The sequence below is a fragment of the Novosphingobium sp. TCA1 genome, assembly GCF_009811895.1.
GTDB classification, from domain to species: domain Bacteria; phylum Pseudomonadota; class Alphaproteobacteria; order Sphingomonadales; family Sphingomonadaceae; genus Novosphingobium; species Novosphingobium panipatense_A.
Genome location: NZ_BLJH01000004.1, coordinates 64,160 through 84,020, shown reverse-complemented (window position 1 = coordinate 84,020; position 19,861 = coordinate 64,160). Strand labels below are relative to the sequence as shown.

Genomic DNA, 19,861 nt, shown 5'->3' with positions numbered 1-19,861 from the left:
TTTCACCTCGCCCTTGTAAACCCTCAGCGAGCGCTCGCTGCCCCGATCGTGAAGGAATAGGTCAGCGGCTTCAATTCGATGCGATAGGGCATGTGCGCCCGGCCATCGAGGTTCCAGCCGGTATCGCCGCCCACGCCTGCCTGCGCGGCATCGATCAGCAAAGTACCCATGCCATGCGGGCGAATATCCGAACTGTGCGCCTGCGACGCCGGTTTGGTGGCGAGGTCGGCATAAGGAAAGGCCAGAGCGTTGACCGAGAGCGGCTGGGTGCCGGTCAAGCGAATGCCCGCCTTCGCCCCTGCCTTCGCGCCGGTCAGTTCGATCCAGCGCACGTCGGTCTTGTTGCCGGACTCCTGCGGGCGCGCATAGTCGTGGAACTGGTCCGCCAGCGCGCCCTGCCACTGGGCGATCAGGCCGCCGGTCTTGCGATCGGCATAAGTCTCCTGCGGCCCGCGCCCGAACCAGCGGACCTGATCGAGCATGGCGGGCGTCTCGAAGGCCAGGCCCACACGCAAGGGATCGGGCAAAGTATCGCGCAGCGGCTCGAAGCGCACCGTCACGCCCACGGTGCCGTCCGCCGCCATCGTCCAGCGGGTTTCGGTCTTCACCGAACCCACGCCCATGTCGTGGCGTACGACAATCGCATTGCCCTCGCGCGCGATGGCCTCGACCCGGCGATGTTCCGAAAAATACTGCCACATGGCATGGCTTTTCGGGATGCCCGAGCCAAGATCGTTATCCGTCGGCGAGCGCCAGAAGTTGGGCGCGCCGCCCGTCAGCAGCAGCTTGCCGCCGCGTTCGTAGCGGGTGACGAGCCCGGTCGCCTTGTCGATCTCAAGCGCCGCGTCGCCCGAAGCGAGGCGCAAGGCCGAAGCCGTTTCGCTCGGCGTCACGACGCCTGCGGGCACGGCAGCAACGACAGGCGCGGTGAGTGCGAACTGTTCCCAGCCCACGATGTGCCCGGCAGGCTGCGTCGGCACCGCGCCCGCCTTGGCGCGGGCACGCAGCACCAGGATGCGCTCTGCCGTGCCATCCTTGGCAGCCGGAACCGGCACCGAAATCGCGGCAGAAGCCCCCGCCGCCACATCCGGCACTGTCAGCGCGCCATGGGCCACATCCTTGCCGTTTTCCATCACAGTCCAGTCGAGCGTGAAGCGCGAGAGGTCGATATGGTCATGGCGATTGAGCACCCGGTATCCGCCCGCTTCATGCGTGAAGGCGATCGGGGACTGGACTTTGGCGAGTTCGTAGTATTCCGGGTCGGGCGTGCGGTCGGACTGGATCACACCGTCTCCCACTGGGCTCTCGTCGCCATGGACGCCCGGCCCCTTCGGATCGGGATCATAGTCCAGCCCCTGCCCCCAGTAGGTACGGCCGTCCCTGTCCTTCAGCAGCGTGGTCTGGTCCACCCAGTCCCAGATGAAGCCGCCCTGCAGCTTGGGGTAGCTGCGCATGGTATCCCAATAGCCCTGAAGGTCGCCAAGGCTGTTGCCCATGGCGTGGGCATATTCGCAAAGGATCAGCGGCTGCGTGAAGGCGGGATCCTTCGCGTAGTCGATCATCTTCGGCACATCGTCGTACATCGGCGCGAAGATATCGACGTAGCTGTTGGTCGGATGGCGCCAGTTGCTCATGCTCCAGCCGAGGAAATTGATCAGGCGGCTGGGATCGTTCGCGCGCACCCACTTCGCGGCAGCCTCGAAACTGGTGCCGATGCCGGTCTCGTTTCCAAGCGACCAGAAGATGATGGAAGGGTGATTGCGATCGCGCTGGACCATGCGCTCCACCCGGTCGAGATGGGCGGCCTTCCACTTGGGATCGTTGCCCAGAAGGTACTTCGGATCGTTGTCGTGCTGCTGCGACAGGCTCAGATAGCCGTGGCTTTCGATATTGGCCTCATCCATGACGTAGAGGCCATATTCGTCGGCAAGATCGTACCAGCGCGGATCGTTGGGATAGTGCGAGGTGCGCACGGCATTGACGTTGGCCGCCTTCATCAGTTCGATGTCGCGGCGCATGCTCTCTTCCGACATGACGTGGAAGGTCTTCGGATCGTGCTCGTGGCGATTGACGCCGCGGATCATGATCCGCTTGCCGTTGACGCGCACTTCGCCGCCCGCGATCTCCACCGTGCGGAAGCCGATGCGGCGGCTGGTCGCTTCCACCAGCTTGCCCTGGGCATCGAGCAGTTCGACAAGCAGGGTATAGAGCTGCGGATCTTCGGCAGACCAGGTCCGCACGGCGGGAATGCTGGCCGCCAGCGAAATCGCGCCGCCCTGCCCGCTGCTTTCTTCGCGCGTCAGGACCTCGCGCTTGCCGTCGAGCAGGGTCGCGCGCACGCGCATCGCCGCCTGCTCGCCCGCCAGATCGACCTTGAGCGCGAGCTTGCCGTCGCGATAGCCGTTTTCCAGCCCCGCATCGATCGCAAGATCGCGCATGCGCGTTGCCGGGGCCGCATAGAGCGTGATGCTGCGCTCGATGCCATTGACGCGCCAGAAATCCTGATCTTCCAGATAGCTGCCGTCCGCGAAACGATAGAGCTCGATGGCGACGCTATTGGTGCCGGCATGGGCATAGGCCGTAACGTCGAACTCGGCGGGAAGCTTGGAGTCCTCGGAATAGCCCACCCGCTGGCCATTGACCCAGATGTAATAGGCCGCCCCGGCCGCTCCCACGGTCAGGAGCAGGCGGCGGCCCGACCAGTTCGCGGGAACGGTGAAGTCCCGGCGATAGGAGCCGACTTCGTTGAGGCTGTGGTCGATCCAGGGCTGGTTGCGCGGAAACGGATAGCCGCTGCCCACGAAGACCGGGCGGCCGTGGCCTTCCGCCTGGAGGATGCCGGGCACTTTCATCGTACCCCAGCCGCTCACGTCGAAATCTGGGTTGAAGAATTCGGCCGGGCGGCTCTCGGGCGTGGGCGAAAGGTGGAATTTCCAGTCGCCATCCAGCGAGACATGATAGCGCGATTTCGTCCGATCACGGGAAAGCGCGGCGGCGCGCGTTTCGAACCCGTCGAACGTGGTATGCATCGGCTCTGCACCCTGGCGTATGACTTCAGGCTGTTCCCATTCGGCGACCGGGGCCTGGGACGGCGATTGCGACGTGGATTGCGCCTGTGCAGAACCCGTAACCAGGAAAGCCGCAGCGATCGCGCCGATCGCGCAGCTGTTCAGGAATTCTCGCAACTGTCCGCCCCTTGTAAGCTTATCCGCCATGATCGACCAAATTCAGGTCAATTTTCATATATCGTATACTTATTGAGCGGGATTGCAAGGATGGCGGACGCGGCCTTCAATCGTTGAGGAGCAAGTCTCCGATGGAAGCGTCGAAATGGGCGGTCATGGCTGCTGCCGCCGCATCGGGATCACGGTCGGCAATGGCCTTGGCAATACGGCGGTGAAGATCGAGGATCGAGGCTTTCTCCTCTTCAGTCCGGCGCGTCTCCCAAGCGCGCGGGACGGCAAACTCCATCTGCGGCTCGAAAGAGCGGACGATCTGCATGAACAGGAAATTGCCCGATGCGGCTGCGATGATCTGATGAAAGGCGGTGTCGAACGCCGTTATCCGTTCCATGTCGCCGTCCGCGCGGGCCATGGACTCCGCCAGCGCCAGGATCTGTTCGGCCTGAAGGTCGCTGCGCTTTTCGGCGGCGAGCGCGGCGATACGCACTTCCACGGTGCGGCGAACGTCCCAGACTTCCGCCACGCTGATCTGCGATGTCGCCACGGCATGATCCAGCGACGTTCCGATTACCGAGCCGTCGATGGCCCCGACACGGGGGCGGCGGCCGTTGCCCACATCGATCAGACGCAAGGCCGCAAGCGCCCCGAAAGCCTCGCGCATGACCGCGCGGCTGACACCGAGATCGGCGGCGAACTGCCCCTCTCCCGGAAGCGTGTCGCCCACCTTCAGATCGTTGGAACGGATATGGCCGCGCACCGCCTGCACCGCTTGTTCTACCAGGGAACCGCCGCTTTCCGGCGTTCTACCCTCGGGCGCGCGTATCGTCATGCTGCCATTCTTCCTGCGCGATAATGCGTCGGTGCCTGCCCGAACTTGCGGGCGAAGGCACGGGTGAAACTGGCGTTGTTGAGATAGCCGCAGCGATAGCCGATCGACGAAACCGGAAGGTCGGTCGAAAGCAGCATTTGCCCTGCCTTCCCCAAACGCTGCTCGGCAATGGCGTCCGCCACGCTACAATCGAACATTTCGCGAAAGCCGCGAGTGAGCTTGGCGCGGTTGAGCCCGGCGGCGCGTGCAATCATGTCGAGAGTGAGCTTTTCCGCCCAGCGATCCTCGATGATCCTGCGCGCCGCAAGCAGGCGGCGGGTATCCGCGCAAGACAGGACCCGCTCCGCCACGACGGGCACGAGGTCGCCGCGACCGTGCAAGCGAAGAATTTCGCAAAGAAGCTCGATGCTCTTGGCCAGGCGATACGGCGTGCGTGCCATTTCCGGCAAGTCGCAATCGCGGATGGACAGCGCGATCGTACGCAGCGCGCCGGGAAGGTGGTGCAGCGCGCCATCGTCCGGCAGCCGCGCCGCACCCAGGATGCGTTCGCAAGCCATGCGCGAAACCAGCAGCATCACGCGCTCTTCCTGTTGGTCCTCGATCGCCGCATCCAGCATCTGCCGGTCAGGCAAAGCGAGATAGCGCAGCGTAGCGGGAATGCCCGGCGCCCCGAAAGCAATCACGAAAGCGGCAGCATCCGGCGGTACTTGTAGCGTTTCGAACAACGGCAACGGCCCGCGGCCGACAAGGCTGAGCATTTCCGGCGAGACTTCTATCGCCGCCATCGGGGATTCGTTTTCCATGATCCCTCCTCTCCTGGCAGGCAGGATAACCTATCTGACAGGTCTTGCAAGAGCTGTCAGATAGGTTCCTGCATCGCGGAAAGCGGCGCCCGGCGCATTGCCTGGGCAAAGGCGATTACCGAAATCACGCCCACCCCTGTTCCGACGATCGCCAGCCCTTCGCCAAGATGCGCTTCGCCGCCCAGCAGATCGCTGACCCATGCCACGAGCGAGGGGGACACGCCGAAGCCGACCAGACCGGCCAGAGCGATGAATGCGCCAATGCACAGGCCGCGCAGTTCGTTGGGTATCAGCACGGTGAGAGCGACCGAGGTTATCAGACCGGTGATCGTTCCGCACAACATCAGAAGGCCCACGGCCGCTGCAAACAACGGGACATTCGGAGCGATCGGGAACAGCGCAGCGGGAACCCCAGCCACGGCGGCCAGGACGGCCCCGGCCAGCAATCCGCCGCGTCGTCCGGTCCGCTGCCCCAGATCTGCCGCGAATCCTCCGAGGATCGAGCCCGCCAGTCCGGCGGAAAAGATCAACGCGCCCATCCATCCCGCAAATACTTCCGGCGCCAGTCCATAACTGCGCGAAAGCACCGGAGATGCCCAGATACTGGCCGCTGCATCGGCCATGACCACACTAACCTGACCTATGAACAGAGGTATGAGAAAGCCGCGGCGGGCCCAGAGCTCTCCCACGACGATCGCGAAGGGCGCATGGATGCCTGCTTCCACTTCGCGGCGCGCGGGCTCTCGCAAGGTCAGCAGCGGCAGTATCAGGCAAAGGCTTATCACGGCGAGCAGAACATGGGTGCCGCGCCAGGGAGCCAGTCCATGCGTGAATGCCGGAGGCGCCTGGAGCAAGACGCCCAACAACCAGCCCGCCACGGCAAAGGCACCTGCCTGCCCGAGGCACTTGCCCAGCGTAACGACCAGCATCGCCCTTCCGCGCTGCTCGGGCGCACAGAGGTCGGCGGTCAGGGAAAGCGCTGCGGTAAGCGCACCCGTCGTGCCGATGCCGGCCATCATCCGCGCCAGGAACAGTACCTGCAGGCTCTGCGCGAAAGCGGTCAGCAGGGTTCCGACCGTCCATATCAGCCCCAACAGGAAGAGCAGCCGCACCCGGTTGCGGCGGTCCACCAAGATACCGATCGGTACGGAGAAAACCACCAGCGGCACGGCGGCGGACACGCCCTGAACCAGGCTAAGGGCATAATCGCTAAGGCCCATTTCCGCCTTGGCGCCTTCCTGCACCATGCTGAACGAGCCCATCATCGTGAAGCCGCTCGCCATGGCGAGCGCCAGGATGAAAAGCGCCAAGATCCGATGACGGAACGGCGCAACCGAGCGCGGTGCCGGGAGAGTAATGCTTGTCATCCATGCGATCCCGATCTGACGCCCGGTCGCTGTCCGGGTAGGGTCCCAAACGGCGGCCGGGCGGTTCCGCCCCACCCGGCGGAACGTGACAGGTGCGATCTCAGGCCGAGAACGCGAATATCTTGCCCGGATTGAAAAGGTCCTGCGGATCGAGCGCCCTCTTGATCTGACGCATCATGTCCACGGCCTCACCCAGTTCAGCCACGAGCCAGTCCTGCTTGCCCAGCCCGATGCCATGCTCGCCGGTACAGGTGCCGTCCATTGCCAGCGCTCGCTCGACCAGCCGAGCATTGATCGCCTCGACTTCCTCGATCTCCGCCGGGGCATCGGGGTCGATCGAAAAGACGACATGGAAATTGCCGTCTCCCACATGCCCGAGGATCGTGCCCGGAACACTTGCCTTCTCAAGGTCTTGCTTGGTTTCGGTGATGCACTCGGCCAGCCGACTGATCGGTACGCAGACGTCCGTAGCCCACCCGACCGCGCCCGGCCGCAGGTTGACCGCCGCATAGTAGGCTTCATGCCTGGCCTTCCAGAGCCTGGAGCGCTCCTCGGGCAGGTTGGACCAGCGAAAAGTGCTGCCACCGTTCATGTCGGCGATTTCCCGCACCGTCTCCACTTGCTCCTCGACGTAGCGGCTGGAGCCGTGGAATTCGAAGAACAGCGTGGTCTGTTCGGGATAGTCGAGTTTCGACCAGCGATTGACCGCCCGCATCTGCACGTCGTCGAGTATCTCCACCCGTGCCAGAGGTACGCCCAGCTGGATCGACTGCACCACGGTATCGACCGCGCCCTCCAGAGTTTCGAAGCTGCACACGGCCGACGAGATCGCCTCTGGAATGGCGTGAAGGCGCAAGGTAACTTCGGTGATGATACCAAGCGTGCCTTCGCTGCCGATCATGAGGCGCGTGAGATCGTATCCCGCTGCCGACTTTCGCGCTCGGCGGGAGGTACGGATCTCGCGGCCATCCGGGGTGACCACCCGCAGAGACAGGATTGCCTCGCGCATCGTGCCGTAGCGAACGGCATTGGTGCCGGATGCCCGTGTGGCTGCCATGCCGCCGATCGTCGCATTGGCGCCGGGATCTATCGGGAAAAACAGTCCCTGATCGCGCAGATGCTCGTTGAGCTGCTCGCGCCGCACGCCGGCCTGCACGGTACAGTCGAAATCCTCCGCATTCACTTCGAGGATCGCGTCCATCTGGCCGAGATCGACGGTAACGCCGCCGCGAACCGGCAGGGCGTTGCCCTCGATCGACGTTCCAGCGCCATAGGCGACGATCGGGACCCCGTCAGCGACACAGAGCTCCACCAGTTCGACGACATCCTCCGTGGAGCGGGCGAAAACCACGGCATCGGGCAGGACGGGTTCGAAATGGGATTCGCTCTGGCCATGCTGGCTGCGGATCGCTTCGCCCGTCGCCACGCGCTCGCCGAAGATTGCGCGCAGCTTTTCGAGGAAGCCCTCCGGCAGGGGCTTGCGAACGGGGTGGGAAGAAGACGCGCCCATCGGATCAGAACCGGAAGCTCGCGCGCACGCCGTAGCGCCGCAAGTCGCCGATGATGCCGAGGTCCGAGGCGGGAAGGCCTGCCAAGGCAAGGGTCGTCTGCTCGATATAGGAATCGAAGTACTTCTTGTTGAAGAGATTGTTGCCGAAGACCGCAAGCTCGATCCCATTCTCCATGCGATACGTGATCGAGCCGTTGAACAGCACGTAGCTCTTGAGGATCGTCGCGGTCGTCTGGTTCAGACTGGCTGCGGAACGGCTGCCCTTGCCGTTGACGCTGGCATTGAAGGTCAGGCTGTCTGCACCGAGCGGCACGACATAGTCGCTGGAGAGATTGAACATCCAGTCGGGCTGGAAAGTCAGCCGATCGGTCGCCAGCGTTCGGCCGGTCACCGCCGTGTACTGTGAAGAGTCGGTCAGGCGCGCATGCATATAAGTAGCGCCCCCGGAGAGCGTCCATTGCTCGACCGGCCTGTAGCTGAACTCCAGCTCTGCACCGTAGCTTTCGACATCTCCCGAATTGAGATCGACGGTAACGAGACCGCCGGTCGATGACGGGGCGATGGAGTTCAGGCCGATGTAGTCGCTGTAATCATTGTAGAAGATGTCACCCGATAGTGTGAAGCTGCGATCGGCCGAAACGTACTTGGTGCCCAGTTCATAGGTCCAGGCACTGTCGCCCTTGTACTTGCGAACGGGTGCCGTCACCGCATTGAAGCCGCCGCCGCGATAGCCCCGTGCGACCGAAGCGTAAGTCATCAATTCCGGCGTCCAATGGCGGGTTACCGAAATACGCGGCTCCACCTGGTCCGATTTCAGGCCGACACTACCAGCACCGCCTGCATTGATGGCACCACTGGCCGAGCGGTCCTCGTGGTCGTAGCGCAAGCCAAGTGCCACTTCCCAGTCCGGGTTCGGTTTCCAGAACACCGTGCCGAAGGCCGCGTACGTGTCGGCCTTTGTCCGGTTGCTGGCATTGTTGGTCAGATTGAACGGAACGATCAGCGTGGCCTGGTTGGAGCGTGTCTCCTCGCGGCTATAGAACAGGCCGAAAAGGGTGGAGAGCTGATCGCTCAAACGGGTGTCGAAACGCAGTTCCACCGTCTTGGTGCGGAGACTGTCGCTGGACGACTGGCGAACGATATTGAGCGGCCCGAAATCGCCGTCGGTATCGGGTGCGCTGCTGTTGCGGGCATCATAGGCGGCCTGAAGCGTCACGGTGGTGTCGATAGCCTCTACCGGCGTCTCCACCTTGGCATTTACGCCGCGATACTTGTAGGTCGTTGTGCCCAGCGTATTGAACTGGTTGCTGCGTGAATAATCGGTGGGCCCGGTAACGCGGGCGTAAGGGACATTCGTGCCCTTTACCCAGTCGTAATAGCCATTGACCACCAGCGTCAGGTTCTCGGACGGCGTGGCGCGGATCGTGGCGCTGACGGAGTCCGTATTGAACCTGTTCGACTTGCCGCCGATCGTCGTGTTGTTGATGAAACCGTCCTGCTGGCGGTGCGAGGCACCGACGCGAACCGCCAGCTTGTCGGTGACGATCGGGGCGGAAACCGAACCCGATACCAGCCAGGAATCGTCCGGTCCGGCATAGCTTGCCTGCCCGCGCGCTTCGAATTCGTTGCCGGGCTGACGTGTAATGACGTTGATCGCGCCGCCCAGCGTGTTCTTGCCATAGAGCGTGCCTTGCGGTCCGCGTAGCACTTCGATCCGCTCGACATCCAGCAAGGGGTTGTTGAGATAGGCCGTATTGGGACGATAGATGCCGTCCACGAAAAGCCCCACGCCGGGCTGAACCGACTGCACCAGCGTAACCCCGACGCCGCGGATCGAAACGAAGGCGCGTCCGGCGCCGTCGCTGCTGATGTTGAGCCCCGGCGTAAGCACGGCCGCCTCGCGGACCGAATTGATGTTGCGCTTTGCCAGGGTATCACCGGAAACGGCTGTCACCGCCACCGGGACATCGAGCAGGGTTTCAGTGCGCTTGCGGGCGGTGACCACGATTTCCGATGCTCCGGTGTCGGCTGCAGCGATCGGGCCTTTCGGCGTTTCGCTATCCTGCGCCAATGCCGGAGATGCGGCGAGAGCCAGCCAGGACGCTCCGACGGACAGGCAAATCCCAAGGTTCATAGATCCTCCCTCCAGCCGCCCGCCCAGGTCAGTGCCTGGCAAGTCAGCTTCAACCTATAAGACAGGTCTAACCTATCTGAAAGGTCTTTGAACAGCCGCTTCGAGTTTGCCGATCGGCGCAAAGACTTGGCCGATCGGCATGACAGGCTTTGGGCACAGGCAGTACGAAAGCGCGGCAGAACCTATAAACCGCCGTGAACAGGCAGGTCGTTTTACCAGCAGGTGTAGCCGCCGTCGGCAAGGACGATGCTTCCCGTCATCAGACTGGCGGCATCCGAGGCAAGGAAGGCCACGACCGAAGCGACTTCCTCCACTTCGCCCAGCCGGGCCATCGGCGTGGAATCGATCCAGCGCCGGTACATCGCCCCCTGCTTGTCGGCGAATTCGTTGAGCGGGGTACGAATATAGGTCGGAGCAACCGCGTTCACCCGCACGCCCCGGCTCGCCCATTCGGCGGCAAGGCTGCGGGTAAGCTGGTGAACCGCGGCCTTTGAGGCATTGTAGTAGCTCTGCGGCTGAGGCCGATTGACGATGAAGCCGCTCATCGATCCCACATTGACGATGCTGCCTCGCCCCGCATCCAGCATGTGCCGGCCGAACGCGCGGGCACACCAGAACGTGCCGTTGAGATTGACGTCGAGAACGCTGCGCCAGTGCTCGTCCGCGACCTCTTCGGCGGGCGTGTCGCTGCGGGCGATCCCGGCATTGTTCACCAGCACATCGATCGCGCCGAGTTCGTCTGCCACCTGGGATACGCGCGCGGGATCGGTGACGTCCATGATCCGGCCTTCGCAATCATGGCCCTTCTCTCGCAGCGCCGCACCGGCTGTTGCAATCGCAACCTCTGTCAGGTCGGCAATGATCACGCGCGCGCCGAACTCGGCCAGAGCCTCGGCGCAGGCCAGTCCGATGCCGCTCGCCCCGCCGGTAACGAGCGCGCGGCGACCGTGCAGTTTCAGTCGATCCAGGTACATGAAAGATCCTTCAGGGCAGGAAAGGTGCGATCGGGAAAGGCGGCTCCTGAATCGCTTCGCCTTGTTCAAGCTGAAACACGGTGCGTCGTTCGCGCGTGAACTCACCCCAAGGCAGGCTGCCGTCACGGGCGAAATCCACCCAGATGCGATGGACCCGGTCGGCCAGCGCCTGAGGCGGCGCGTCACCGCAGAGCCCCTCGGGACCGGTCACTACGTCCAGCGTGTCGAAAACGAAGGGTAGTTCCATCGCATGGGCCGCGCCGAGCCCGCCGAAAAGCGGAGAACGCCACGCGAACTCATAGACATGGGTGCGCCCGCGATGTTCCTCGGCAAAGCGGCGGGCAGGCCAGCGGAACACCAGGTCATGCGCGGCAGCCGTAAAGGCATGCCCCGGCTTCACGCCCCTCTTGCCCATGCCATACGCCTTGAGCAGCCTGCGGGCTTGCGGATGCACGCGGTGGAACACGTAGGTTGCCAGAAGCCGCCCGATCTTTTCCTTGAGCCCTGTAGGCACGAAATAGAGGTTCATCTCTTCGGCATTCGTACCGATCAGAAGGTCCACTTCGGAACCCGCACCGGTCTTGAGCGCCTCCAGCGGCTTAAGCGGCAGCACGTCATCGCCATGAACCGGCACGAAACGGCTGATCCCGAAGACCGGCTCATGCCCCTCGGCATCGCGCAGATCGAGACGCGCAGATGGCCGGCTGACATTCTCGACGCCGTCCAGCAGGGCATCTCCCGGATCGAGGCTGCGAAAGCCGGCTTCGTCGGGTGTAATCCGCAGTACCTTTGCCAGCTTGCGGACGAGCCTCTGCGCCACGTCCATGTCCCGCGTCATGGCGCCATGACCGCTCTGGACAATGGCTCGCCGGAACTTTCCTTTGGCGAGCGGGGAGGCAATCAGGTTGGCGATGGCCATGGCCCCGGCGGATTCGCCAATGACCGTGACGTTCCCGGCATCGCCGCCGAAGGCCGCGGCGTTGCAGCGCACCCATTCAAGCGCGAAGATCATGTCCCGCAGCCCGAGGTTGGTGGGAATGCCGGGGATCGGCAGGAATCCGTCCACGCCCAGCCGATAGTTGATCGCGATGAAGACCACGCCGTCGCGAGCAAAGCTGCTGCCGTCCTGCACCGGGGCATCCTTGCTGCCGACCACGAAGCCACCGCCGTGGATGAACACCATGACTGGCCGCCGCGCGCCGTCTCCGGGCGAGGCATCTGCAGGCATCACGACGTCGAGCGTCAGGTAGTCGTCGCCCCGCCGCCAGCCCCTGCCCACCAGAGCCGCCGCGTCCAGACCGGGAATGGCCCTTACCCGCTGCGGTGCGTTCGGACCGGGCTCGAGAGCATCGCGCACACCCGCCCAGGGGGCAGGATCTCGCGGTTCGGCAAATCGGGCCATGCCGACCGGTGCGGCGGCATAAGGAATGCCGCTGAACCGCACGACGTGGCCCTCCACGGCGCCCCTTATCGCTCCCGCAGTCGTTCGGACGATCACCCTCGCATCTCCACCCGTGCATCTCCCTGCCGGTTCTCGGCTTTTCAACGCAAGGATAGCCGCGCAGGGTTCACGGCCCAGCAACTAATGCTGTGCAGATCGGCGCATTTAGATTGCAGTTTGGCCTGCGCCGAAGTTCGCCGATGCGATCAGAACGGGATTTCCGTGCCTTCGTAGTCGAACAGCTTGCCGCTGTCGGTCACCTTGAGCTCTTCGATGACGTCGAGCAATTGCAGCGCCGCGCGTTCGGCATCGAACAGGCGACCGGGCTGGACATTGCCCTGAAACGGACGCGACAGTGCGGTATCGACGGTGCCCGGATGAAGCGCGACGACGATCGCACGGTCGTTGCGGCGGCGCTCCTCTATGGCAAGGTTGCGCACGAGCATATTGAGCGCCGCTTTCGAGGCGCGGTAGCCGTGCCAGCCGCCCAGCCGGTTGTCCGAGATGGACCCGACCCTTGCGGAGAGAGCCGCGAATACCGGGCTTCCCGTGCGGGGCATGAGCGGAAGGAAGTGCTTCGCCACCAGCGCCGGGCCGATCGCGTTGACCGCGTAGAGCCGGGAAAGCCAGGCCGGATCGAGATCGCGCAGCGCCTTTTCCGGGCCGAGATCCCCTTCATGGAGAAGCCCCGTGGCAACGATCACCAGTGCAGGCGCGGGGCCTTGCGCCACATGCGCCGCCGCTGCGGCGATGCTGGCCTCGTCCAGGAGGTCGAGCCGGTACGGCCCGCTGCGCGAGCGCGCGAAGCCGTGGACGATGTCGAACGCCCCTTCCTCCACCAGCGCCGCCTCGAAGGCGCCGCCGATCCCGCCCGATGCGCCGATGACGACGGCAGACGTCTTCCCCGCGCCGCTCAAGACCGTGTGAACCGCCAGCGATCGGTGTCGCTTTCCGCGGCATCGAAACGATAGCCGTCACTGTCGAAACCACGCATGGCATCGGCATCGGTGACGTGGTGCTCGCAGAGCCAGCGCGCCATCATCCCCCGCGCGCGCTTGGCATTGAAGCTCACGAACCGGGGGCCGTTCGGGCCGGGTTCGCGAAACTCCACCTCGATCACCCGCACGCCCGGCAATTTGCCCGATACGGCCGCGAAGTATTCCTGGCTGGCAAGGTTGAGCACGGTGCCCGATCCCTCTTCCTCAAGCTGGGCCAGCAGGAACTGCGCAATGCGATCGCCCCACCAGTCCGTCAGGCACTTGTGGCGCGGTGCCCAGCGCGTGCCCATCTCCAGACGATAGGGACGGATCTCGTCGAGCGGGCGAAGCAGGCCGTAGAGCCCCGAAAGCATGCGGACGTGGTCCTGCGCGAAGGCAATGCCTGCCTCGTCCATCGTATGCGCCTCGAAACCGGTATAGACGTCGCCTGCGAAGGCGAAAAGCGCCTGGCGCTGCGGAAGCGCGTCGAAATCGCGGAAACGGTCGGCATTGAGCTTCGCCAGCTTGGGCGAGATGTGCATAAGCTCCGAAAGCCGCTTCTGGGTGAGATTGGCAGCGGATCGGGCGAGGCTATGCGCTTCCTCCGCGAAATGCGGCATCGTCACGGCGAGAGGGGGCAATGCGCGCTCGAAATCGAGCGTCTTGGCGGGAGAGAGAAGAGCGATCATCACCCGCGCGGTAGCCGGGGCAGACGGGCGCGTCAAACGCCCGCCTGCCGGTGTTCATCAGCCGGCTTTAGTCAGCCTTGTGTCAACGCGGACATTTCACCGGATCGTTGCGCTTGCAGGCCGGGTTGGCGCTTTCCCATTTCGCGCGGGCTGCCTCGTAATCGCGGACCACGGTGTCATGCTGGCGCACGGCCTCATCATAGGTGGCCTGTTCGCGCTGCTGGCGCGCGGCCTCGGTGGCAACTGCCGCCTCGCGGGCGCGCAGACGGTCCTCGTTGTCCTGGACCTGTGCGCGGGCGGACTGCGCCTGCGCCTCGTTCAGGGCCTTGCGCTTCGCTTCGGCATCAGCGGCTCCCTTATCGCCCGCTTCGGCACCGCTGGGCAGCCCCATGTCGGCCACGCTCTGCGCCAGCACAGGCAGCGGCGCCAGGACCGCGGCCGTGGCGAACAGGGCAAGAGTGCGAAAGCGGTTCATCTATGGTTTCCTTCGATGGTCGTCGGGATCGCTTACCAATGGCACCGGCACATGAACCGCGCCTGCACCAAGATTGGGGAAACGGGCCAGTGCCTTCCCGGTTCCAGCAGCGCGCGCCGCAGGAAACCTCAACCCCGTGCCGCCGCCTTTTCCTCGGGCCGCAAGGTCAGCACGCGGACGCCGTTTGCGGTTACCGCCACGGTATGTTCGAACTGCGCGGAGAGCTTGCCATCAACCGTCACCACCGTCCAGCCATCGTCCTCCGTCCGCACTATTCTGCGACCCTGGTTGAGCATCGGCTCGATCGTGAAGACCATGCCCTCCTCCAGCCGCAGGCCGGTGCCGGGGCGGCCGAAGTGCAGGACTTCGGGCTTTTCGTGCATTTCACGGCCGATCCCGTGGCCACAATAGTCGCGCACCACCGAATATCCGGCACGCTTGGCATGGCGCTCGATCGCATGCCCGACATCGCCCAGCCGCGCGCCGGGACGGACGGCCTGGATGCCCTTCCACATCGCCTCGTAGGTCGTGCGGACCAGCCGCCGCGCCACCGGCGAGACTTCGCCTATCTCGTAAGTCTTGCTGGAATCGGCGATATAGCCGTTCTTCTCCAGCGTGATGTCGAAGTTGACGATATCACCGTCACCCAGCACTTCGGTGGTGGAAGGCACCCCGTGGCACACGACCTCGTTGCGTGAGCAATTGAGGACATAGCCATAACCGTACTGCCCCTTGCTGGCGGGCCGGGACTGCAATTGCTCGACGATCAGGGCCTCGACCGCGTCGTTGATCTCCATGGTCGTCCGCCCGGCAAGCGGCTGTCCGTCCAGCCAGGTGAACACCGAAGCCAGCAGACGACCGGATTCGGCCATCAGCGCGATTTCCTCAGGCGACTTGATCATGGGCACCCAGATCCTCCGGGTCGACGCCCGCCTCCTTCAACTCGCGCGCCACGATCTCTTGGAAGGTGAGCTGCGGGTTCAGTTCGCAGAGCATCCCGATCCTGATCCAGAATGCGGCCTGCGCGTTGATCGAGCGATAGGATGCCTTGCTTGCCCGCCGAAGCTGGTCGTGCAGCGCATCCTCGATGTTGACGATACCCATCAGTGCGGCCTCAATATACGAATCATATATGATCCATATTATTCCCGCACACCCACCGCAAGTGGTCAGCCCAGCGCTTTATGACATTTCGCTTTGTGACATTTCGTTGACTCCGCGCCCGTTCAGGATAGCCACGTCACGTCCATGGGCTTCGCAAGGGGGGAGCCCGGATCAACGGGAACAAGCGGGTTGCGTCGTCGCGTCGTCAGGATCATCGCTGCCACAGCCGTGCTGGCGGGCTCGGCGGTCGATGCGCGCGCGCAAGGTGTCGACGTCGCGGCCCAGCCGCTCTCGCGCGCGATCGCTGACCTGGGCAGGCAGTCCGGCGTGGAAATCCTCCTGAACGCTCCGGGATCGGAAAGCCGCAAGGCGCGCCACGTTCAGGGAGACTTCCCTCCCCGCGAGGCGCTGAGGCGGCTGGTACGCGGCATGGGCCTGACCGTCAGGCAGGTCGCTCCGCACGTCTTCGTGATCGCAGCCGCCCCCCGGCAGCCCGTAAAGCCGTTGGAGAAAGCTGCGCCGCCCCCTGCCCCGGCCCCGGACATCCTGGTGTCCGCCCGGCGCCGCCCCGAACGCGAGGAAGACGTGCCGCTCTCCGTAACCCGGCGCGACGCGGAAATGCTGGAAATAGCCGCCGTGCGCACGCTGGCCGATCTTGCCCGCGTGACGCCGGGGTTCGTGGCCACCGGTCAAACCACCAATGCCACGCCCTTGCTGGTGATGCGCGGCCAGAGACGCTCGATCAGCGACGAGAACCGCCTGCCGCTGGTGGTCTATCAGGATGAGGTGCCGCTTCCCAATCAGGCCGGGCTTGCCCCGCTCTACGACATTGCCTCGGTGGAAGTCCTGCGCGGCCCGCAAGGCACCCTGTCCGGCCGTAACACCACCAGCGGCGCCGTGCTGATCCGCACCGCCCAGCCCGCTTCGGGGGTGCCTTCCTATCTGGAGAGCGAGGTCGGCAACTACGGGCTGCTGCGCCTTGAAGGCGCGCTGGAGCTTCCGCGCCAGGGTCCGTTTTCGCTGCGGATCGCCGGTCAGCGCCTGCGCCGCGACGGCTATACGCGGATCGTCACGCGGATCGCCTCTGGCGAACGCGCCGAAAACGCCCATAGCGACGCCCTGCGCGCCGCCCTCCGGCTCGAGCCGGACGACATGCTGCGCTCGACCTTCTCGTTCGACATGCTCGATGCGGATGAGATGGGCGCCGTCTCGATCCTTTCCGGCGTCTACCCGGACGGCAGCGCCCATAGCCCGGAAAACGCGCCCTACTACGATTGCGGGGCGGCTGAGAACGGGGGCGCCTGCGACATCGACAGCTACTACGAGCTTCAGCAAAGCCTCGGCAGAAGAACCTCGCAAAGCGGCGTATTGCCCCGGTTCCAACGCCGTTTCCGCGCCTTCGGCAACCTGACCGAGTATGGCGGGGACGACCTGCTTTTCCGCAATATCCTGGGCTGGCGATCGACCGAGATTTCCTATGCGCTGGACGGCGACGGAACCCCGCTGGCGATCAACGATTCCGAGACGCGCTCCCACTTGCGGCAATGGAGCGAGGAATTTCAGGTCCAGGGCCGATCCGGCGACTTGCGCTATATCGGCGGGCTTTTCTATCTGGACAGCGCCCCGGCAGGGCCGGTCACGCAGACGGTGTCGCGCTATGTCCGGCCGGACAATCCGCCCTACCATATCGCCATGTACCAGAACTTTCGCAGCACCGCGATTTTCGGACAAGTGACGGCGCCGCTGGCCGAAAGCCTCGTCGCGGATGTCGGGCTGCGCTACACGGCGGAATGGATCGGCGGCTGCTCGCTGCGCTCGGCCTTGGTTGAACCTCTCTCCCGGCAGCAATGCGAGACGGAAGGCGGCTCCTCGGCAAAGGCGCGCTCGGGACGATTGACCTGGACGCTGGCGCTTACCCGGAAGCTCGGGGCGCACAGCCTCTATCTCACCAGTCGCCGCGCGTTCCGATCGGGCGGATACAATACCCCCACCCTCAGCGGCACGCTCAAGGCCTATCAGACCTTCCAGCCCGAGACGCTGACCGACCTCGAAATCGGTGCCAAGGGCCGCTGGGACCTGAGCACCGGGGTGGGACCGCTCACCGGATCCTACAGCGCGGCGGCCTATGTCGGGATCTACGACAAGGTGCAACGCGCCCTGTTCCCCGACGACGATTTCGACGGTGACGGCGATCGCACCACCGATCCGATCACGCTCTATGTCAACAGCGCCAGAGCACGCGTGGCCGGGTTCGACGGCGAGTTCTCGCTCGATTTCGGTCGGCGCACCCATGTCACTGCCAGCGCCTCGTGGATCGATGCGCGCTATACCCGCGTGATCGCCCCGGCCGCGCTGTCGTCGCTATTGGGCGCCGATCCGCTCAACAACCGCTTCACCTATATGCCGGGCTTCAGCGGATCGCTGTCCCTGCTGCACGAGATCGATCTTTCCGAAAGCCTCGGCAGGCTCGATCTCGCGGCGGACTACAGCCATGTCAGCAGCATGCGCTTCACCGAAAGAACGGCGGAAGCTTTCGCCCGGCAAGCGGGTTACGGCCTGCTGGGCGCCGCCGTCACCTGGCATGGCCCCGGCGCCCTGCCGATCGACATCGCGCTCTGGGGGCGCAACCTGACCGACCGCTATTACGTCAGCGGCGGCGGCACGCTCAATCCGGCCTATGGCGCCGCGACCGTGATAGCAGGCCCGCCGCGCACTTTCGGCCTTCGCCTGCGCTACAGCTTCGAATAGACCGCCCGTTAGCTCGTCCGTTCAGGGCGCGACCAGTTCGGCGCGGGTGGCGCTTTCGTTCTCGATCCGGGCGATGCCCGCCAGTTCCAGGCTCTGGAGGAAACCGCGCGTCACGCCGATGCGGAACGTGCCGCTGATCGGATGGCGGGCCAGCGACGGGCTGGCGATGACGATTTCCTGCTGGCTGTAGCGGTTGATTTCCGCCACCGCGTCTTCCAACGGGACGCGGTCGAAGCTGATCACGCCGTCGCGCCAAGCCAGCCGGCGATCGACATCGACCTTGCCGGTACGATAGGCGCCCGCTTTCCAGACGAGTTGCTGGCCCGGTTCAAGAACCGTGGACCGCGCCGGATTCCCGCCCGCTGCAGGCATGTCCACGCGGACTTGCCCGTGCGCCAGAACCACGCTGACGCTGTCGTCCGTGTCGCGCACCGCAAAGGCCGTGCCCAGCGCGGTTACCCTGACCCCGCCCGCTTCCACCACGAAAGGCTTGCGCGGGTTCTTGGCCACCTCGAAGAAGGCCTCGCCGCTGCGGATCGCGGTCCTGCGCAAGGATCCGGTCTCATCGACGGCAAGGGTCGACGCAGTGTTCGCCGTCACCGTGGAACCGTCGGTCATGCGGAACGTGACCTGCTGGCCGATCCCGGTGGAAATCACCCGGCCCTGCACTGCCGCAAGGGAAGGCCCGCCTTCTCCCCTGCCCTCTGGCCCGCTTTCATGACGCTGATAGACCACGGCCGCCGACAGTACGGCCACGGCCGCAATCGCGGCGGCCAGCGGTCGTTTCCAGCGGCCCTGGGGGCGGCGATTGGCCAGCGCACGCTCGCGGATCGCCAGGATACGCGCATCGGTGCGCATGGCGCCTGCCGCCTGCCATTCATGCTCCACCCGCGCCCAGGCCAGGCGATTGGCCTCATCGCGCGCGTGCCAACGCTCGAAATCGTCATAGTCCTGCGCGGTTGCGCGGGGCGAGCGGAACAGGCTGAAATAGGCCGCCGCCGTCGCCTCTGGAGAATCGATCTGCTCCAGCGCGCGGGCATCGAAAGGCCTGGGTTCGATAGACCGGGGTTCGATGGATCTGTTCACGGCAGGTCCCTCGCCGCCAGAAAGCGTACCGCCTTCATCAGGTGCCGTCCCACCGCGCTGGTCGAGATGCCGAGATGCCCTGCGATCGCGTCATAGGACATTTCCTCGAAGCGGTGCAGCACGAAGGCATCGCGGGTCGCTTCGGGCATTTCCTCCAGGGCGGCGACCAGCCGGTCCACGTCTTCCCGACCGCGCAGCACGCGTTCCGGCGTCAGTTCCTCCACCGGGTGGAAAGTCTCGGTCAGTTCGAGATGGGCGCCACGATGGCGCACGGAATCGCGGCGCGCGCGATCCGTAAGGACGCTGGAGGCGACCTGAAACAGATAGCCTTCGATATTGGCGATCGGATCGCTCTGCCCCCGCACATGCATGCGCACCAGCACGTCCTGCACCAGATCGTCAACATCGCCGGGCGCCGCGCGCTTCGCGATATAGCGGCGCAAGGCGGGGACATGAACCGATAGATCGGGTCCTTCCGTCCGTGGCTGGGGCGATGTCCTGCGCAGCGAGAAAATGATCCGGGTCCTTATCGTCGGATGGCG

16 protein-coding genes are annotated in these 19,861 nt (G+C 64.6%); 1 reads left to right on the top strand and 15 read right to left on the bottom strand.

All coding sequences use genetic code 11. From position 1 onward, the window contains the following. Window positions 1-23: 23 nt before the first annotated feature. The 13 genes from NTCA1_RS07040 to NTCA1_RS06980 form a co-directional block, all read right to left on the bottom strand. Window positions 24-3,185: a glycoside hydrolase family 2 TIM barrel-domain containing protein gene (locus tag NTCA1_RS07040; protein ID WP_236549148.1), complete on the bottom strand. Its 3,162-nt coding sequence runs from the start codon at window positions 3,183-3,185 to the stop codon at window positions 24-26. A gap of 106 nt (window positions 3,186-3,291) precedes the next feature. Continuing rightward, a complete protein-coding gene (locus NTCA1_RS07035) occupies window positions 3,292-4,011 on the bottom strand; it encodes a FadR/GntR family transcriptional regulator (protein ID WP_159829615.1) in 720 nt (239 codons plus the stop codon). Continuing rightward, a complete protein-coding gene (locus NTCA1_RS07030) occupies window positions 4,008-4,814 on the bottom strand; it encodes an AraC family transcriptional regulator (RefSeq protein WP_236549147.1) in 807 nt (268 codons plus the stop codon). Before NTCA1_RS07030 ends, NTCA1_RS07035 begins: the two co-directional genes overlap by 4 nt. A 56-nt stretch (window positions 4,815-4,870) precedes the next feature. Further along, window positions 4,871-6,181 carry an MFS transporter gene (locus NTCA1_RS07025; protein WP_159829613.1) on the bottom strand — a complete coding sequence of 437 codons (1,311 nt, stop codon included), beginning with the start codon at window positions 6,179-6,181 and terminating at the stop codon, window positions 4,871-4,873. A gap of 100 nt (window positions 6,182-6,281) precedes the next feature. Next, the gene (locus tag NTCA1_RS07020; protein WP_159829611.1) at window positions 6,282-7,691 is read right to left on the bottom strand and encodes an FAD-binding oxidoreductase; all 1,410 of its coding nucleotides are present in this window, start codon (window positions 7,689-7,691) and stop codon (window positions 6,282-6,284) included. 4 nt (window positions 7,692-7,695) lie between these two features. Continuing rightward, window positions 7,696-9,825, bottom strand: coding sequence for a TonB-dependent receptor (locus NTCA1_RS07015; protein ID WP_086493165.1), 2,130 nt, complete (start codon window positions 9,823-9,825; stop codon window positions 7,696-7,698). Between the two features lie 212 nt (window positions 9,826-10,037). After that, on the bottom strand, window positions 10,038-10,799 hold the full coding sequence (locus tag NTCA1_RS07010; protein WP_086493164.1) for an SDR family NAD(P)-dependent oxidoreductase: 762 nt from the start codon (window positions 10,797-10,799) through the stop codon (window positions 10,038-10,040). A gap of 10 nt (window positions 10,800-10,809) precedes the next feature. After that, window positions 10,810-12,297: a carboxylesterase/lipase family protein gene (locus NTCA1_RS07005; RefSeq protein ID WP_236549146.1), complete on the bottom strand. Its 1,488-nt coding sequence runs from the start codon at window positions 12,295-12,297 to the stop codon at window positions 10,810-10,812. 149 nt (window positions 12,298-12,446) lie between these two features. Further along, entirely contained in the window at window positions 12,447-13,157 is a 711-nt protein-coding gene (locus NTCA1_RS07000) for an SDR family NAD(P)-dependent oxidoreductase (protein ID WP_159829607.1), read from the bottom strand. Next, complete coding sequence (gene yaaA / locus NTCA1_RS06995) at window positions 13,154-13,906, bottom strand: peroxide stress protein YaaA (protein WP_159829851.1); 753 nt, start codon at window positions 13,904-13,906, stop codon at window positions 13,154-13,156. Before yaaA ends, NTCA1_RS07000 begins: the two co-directional genes overlap by 4 nt. An 82-nt stretch (window positions 13,907-13,988) precedes the next feature. Continuing rightward, window positions 13,989-14,381: a hypothetical protein gene (locus tag NTCA1_RS06990; RefSeq protein ID WP_159829605.1), complete on the bottom strand. Its 393-nt coding sequence runs from the start codon at window positions 14,379-14,381 to the stop codon at window positions 13,989-13,991. Window positions 14,382-14,509: 128 nt separating this feature from the next. Then, window positions 14,510-15,283 (bottom strand): type I methionyl aminopeptidase, encoded by a 774-nt coding sequence (gene map / locus NTCA1_RS06985; protein ID WP_159829603.1) that lies wholly within the window; start codon window positions 15,281-15,283, stop codon window positions 14,510-14,512. Beyond that, complete coding sequence (locus NTCA1_RS06980; protein ID WP_159829601.1) at window positions 15,267-15,485, bottom strand: ParD-like family protein; 219 nt, start codon at window positions 15,483-15,485, stop codon at window positions 15,267-15,269. The genes map and NTCA1_RS06980 overlap by 17 nt, the downstream gene beginning before the upstream one ends. A 189-nt stretch (window positions 15,486-15,674) precedes the next feature. On the opposite strand from NTCA1_RS06980, the gene NTCA1_RS06975 reads away from it, so the two are divergent. Then, a complete protein-coding gene (locus NTCA1_RS06975) occupies window positions 15,675-18,233 on the top strand; it encodes a TonB-dependent receptor (RefSeq protein WP_159829599.1) in 2,559 nt (852 codons plus the stop codon). Window positions 18,234-18,254: 21 nt separating this feature from the next. Here NTCA1_RS06975 and NTCA1_RS06970 read toward each other — a convergent pair whose 3' ends face one another. Together NTCA1_RS06970 and NTCA1_RS06965 are read right to left on the bottom strand one after the other, a co-directional pair. After that, complete coding sequence (locus NTCA1_RS06970; RefSeq protein WP_086493156.1) at window positions 18,255-19,319, bottom strand: FecR domain-containing protein; 1,065 nt, start codon at window positions 19,317-19,319, stop codon at window positions 18,255-18,257. Continuing rightward, window positions 19,316-19,762, bottom strand: a complete 447-nt coding sequence (locus NTCA1_RS06965; RefSeq protein ID WP_236549145.1) for an RNA polymerase sigma factor — start codon at window positions 19,760-19,762, stop codon at window positions 19,316-19,318. Before NTCA1_RS06965 ends, NTCA1_RS06970 begins: the two co-directional genes overlap by 4 nt. Window positions 19,763-19,861 lie beyond the last annotated feature (99 nt).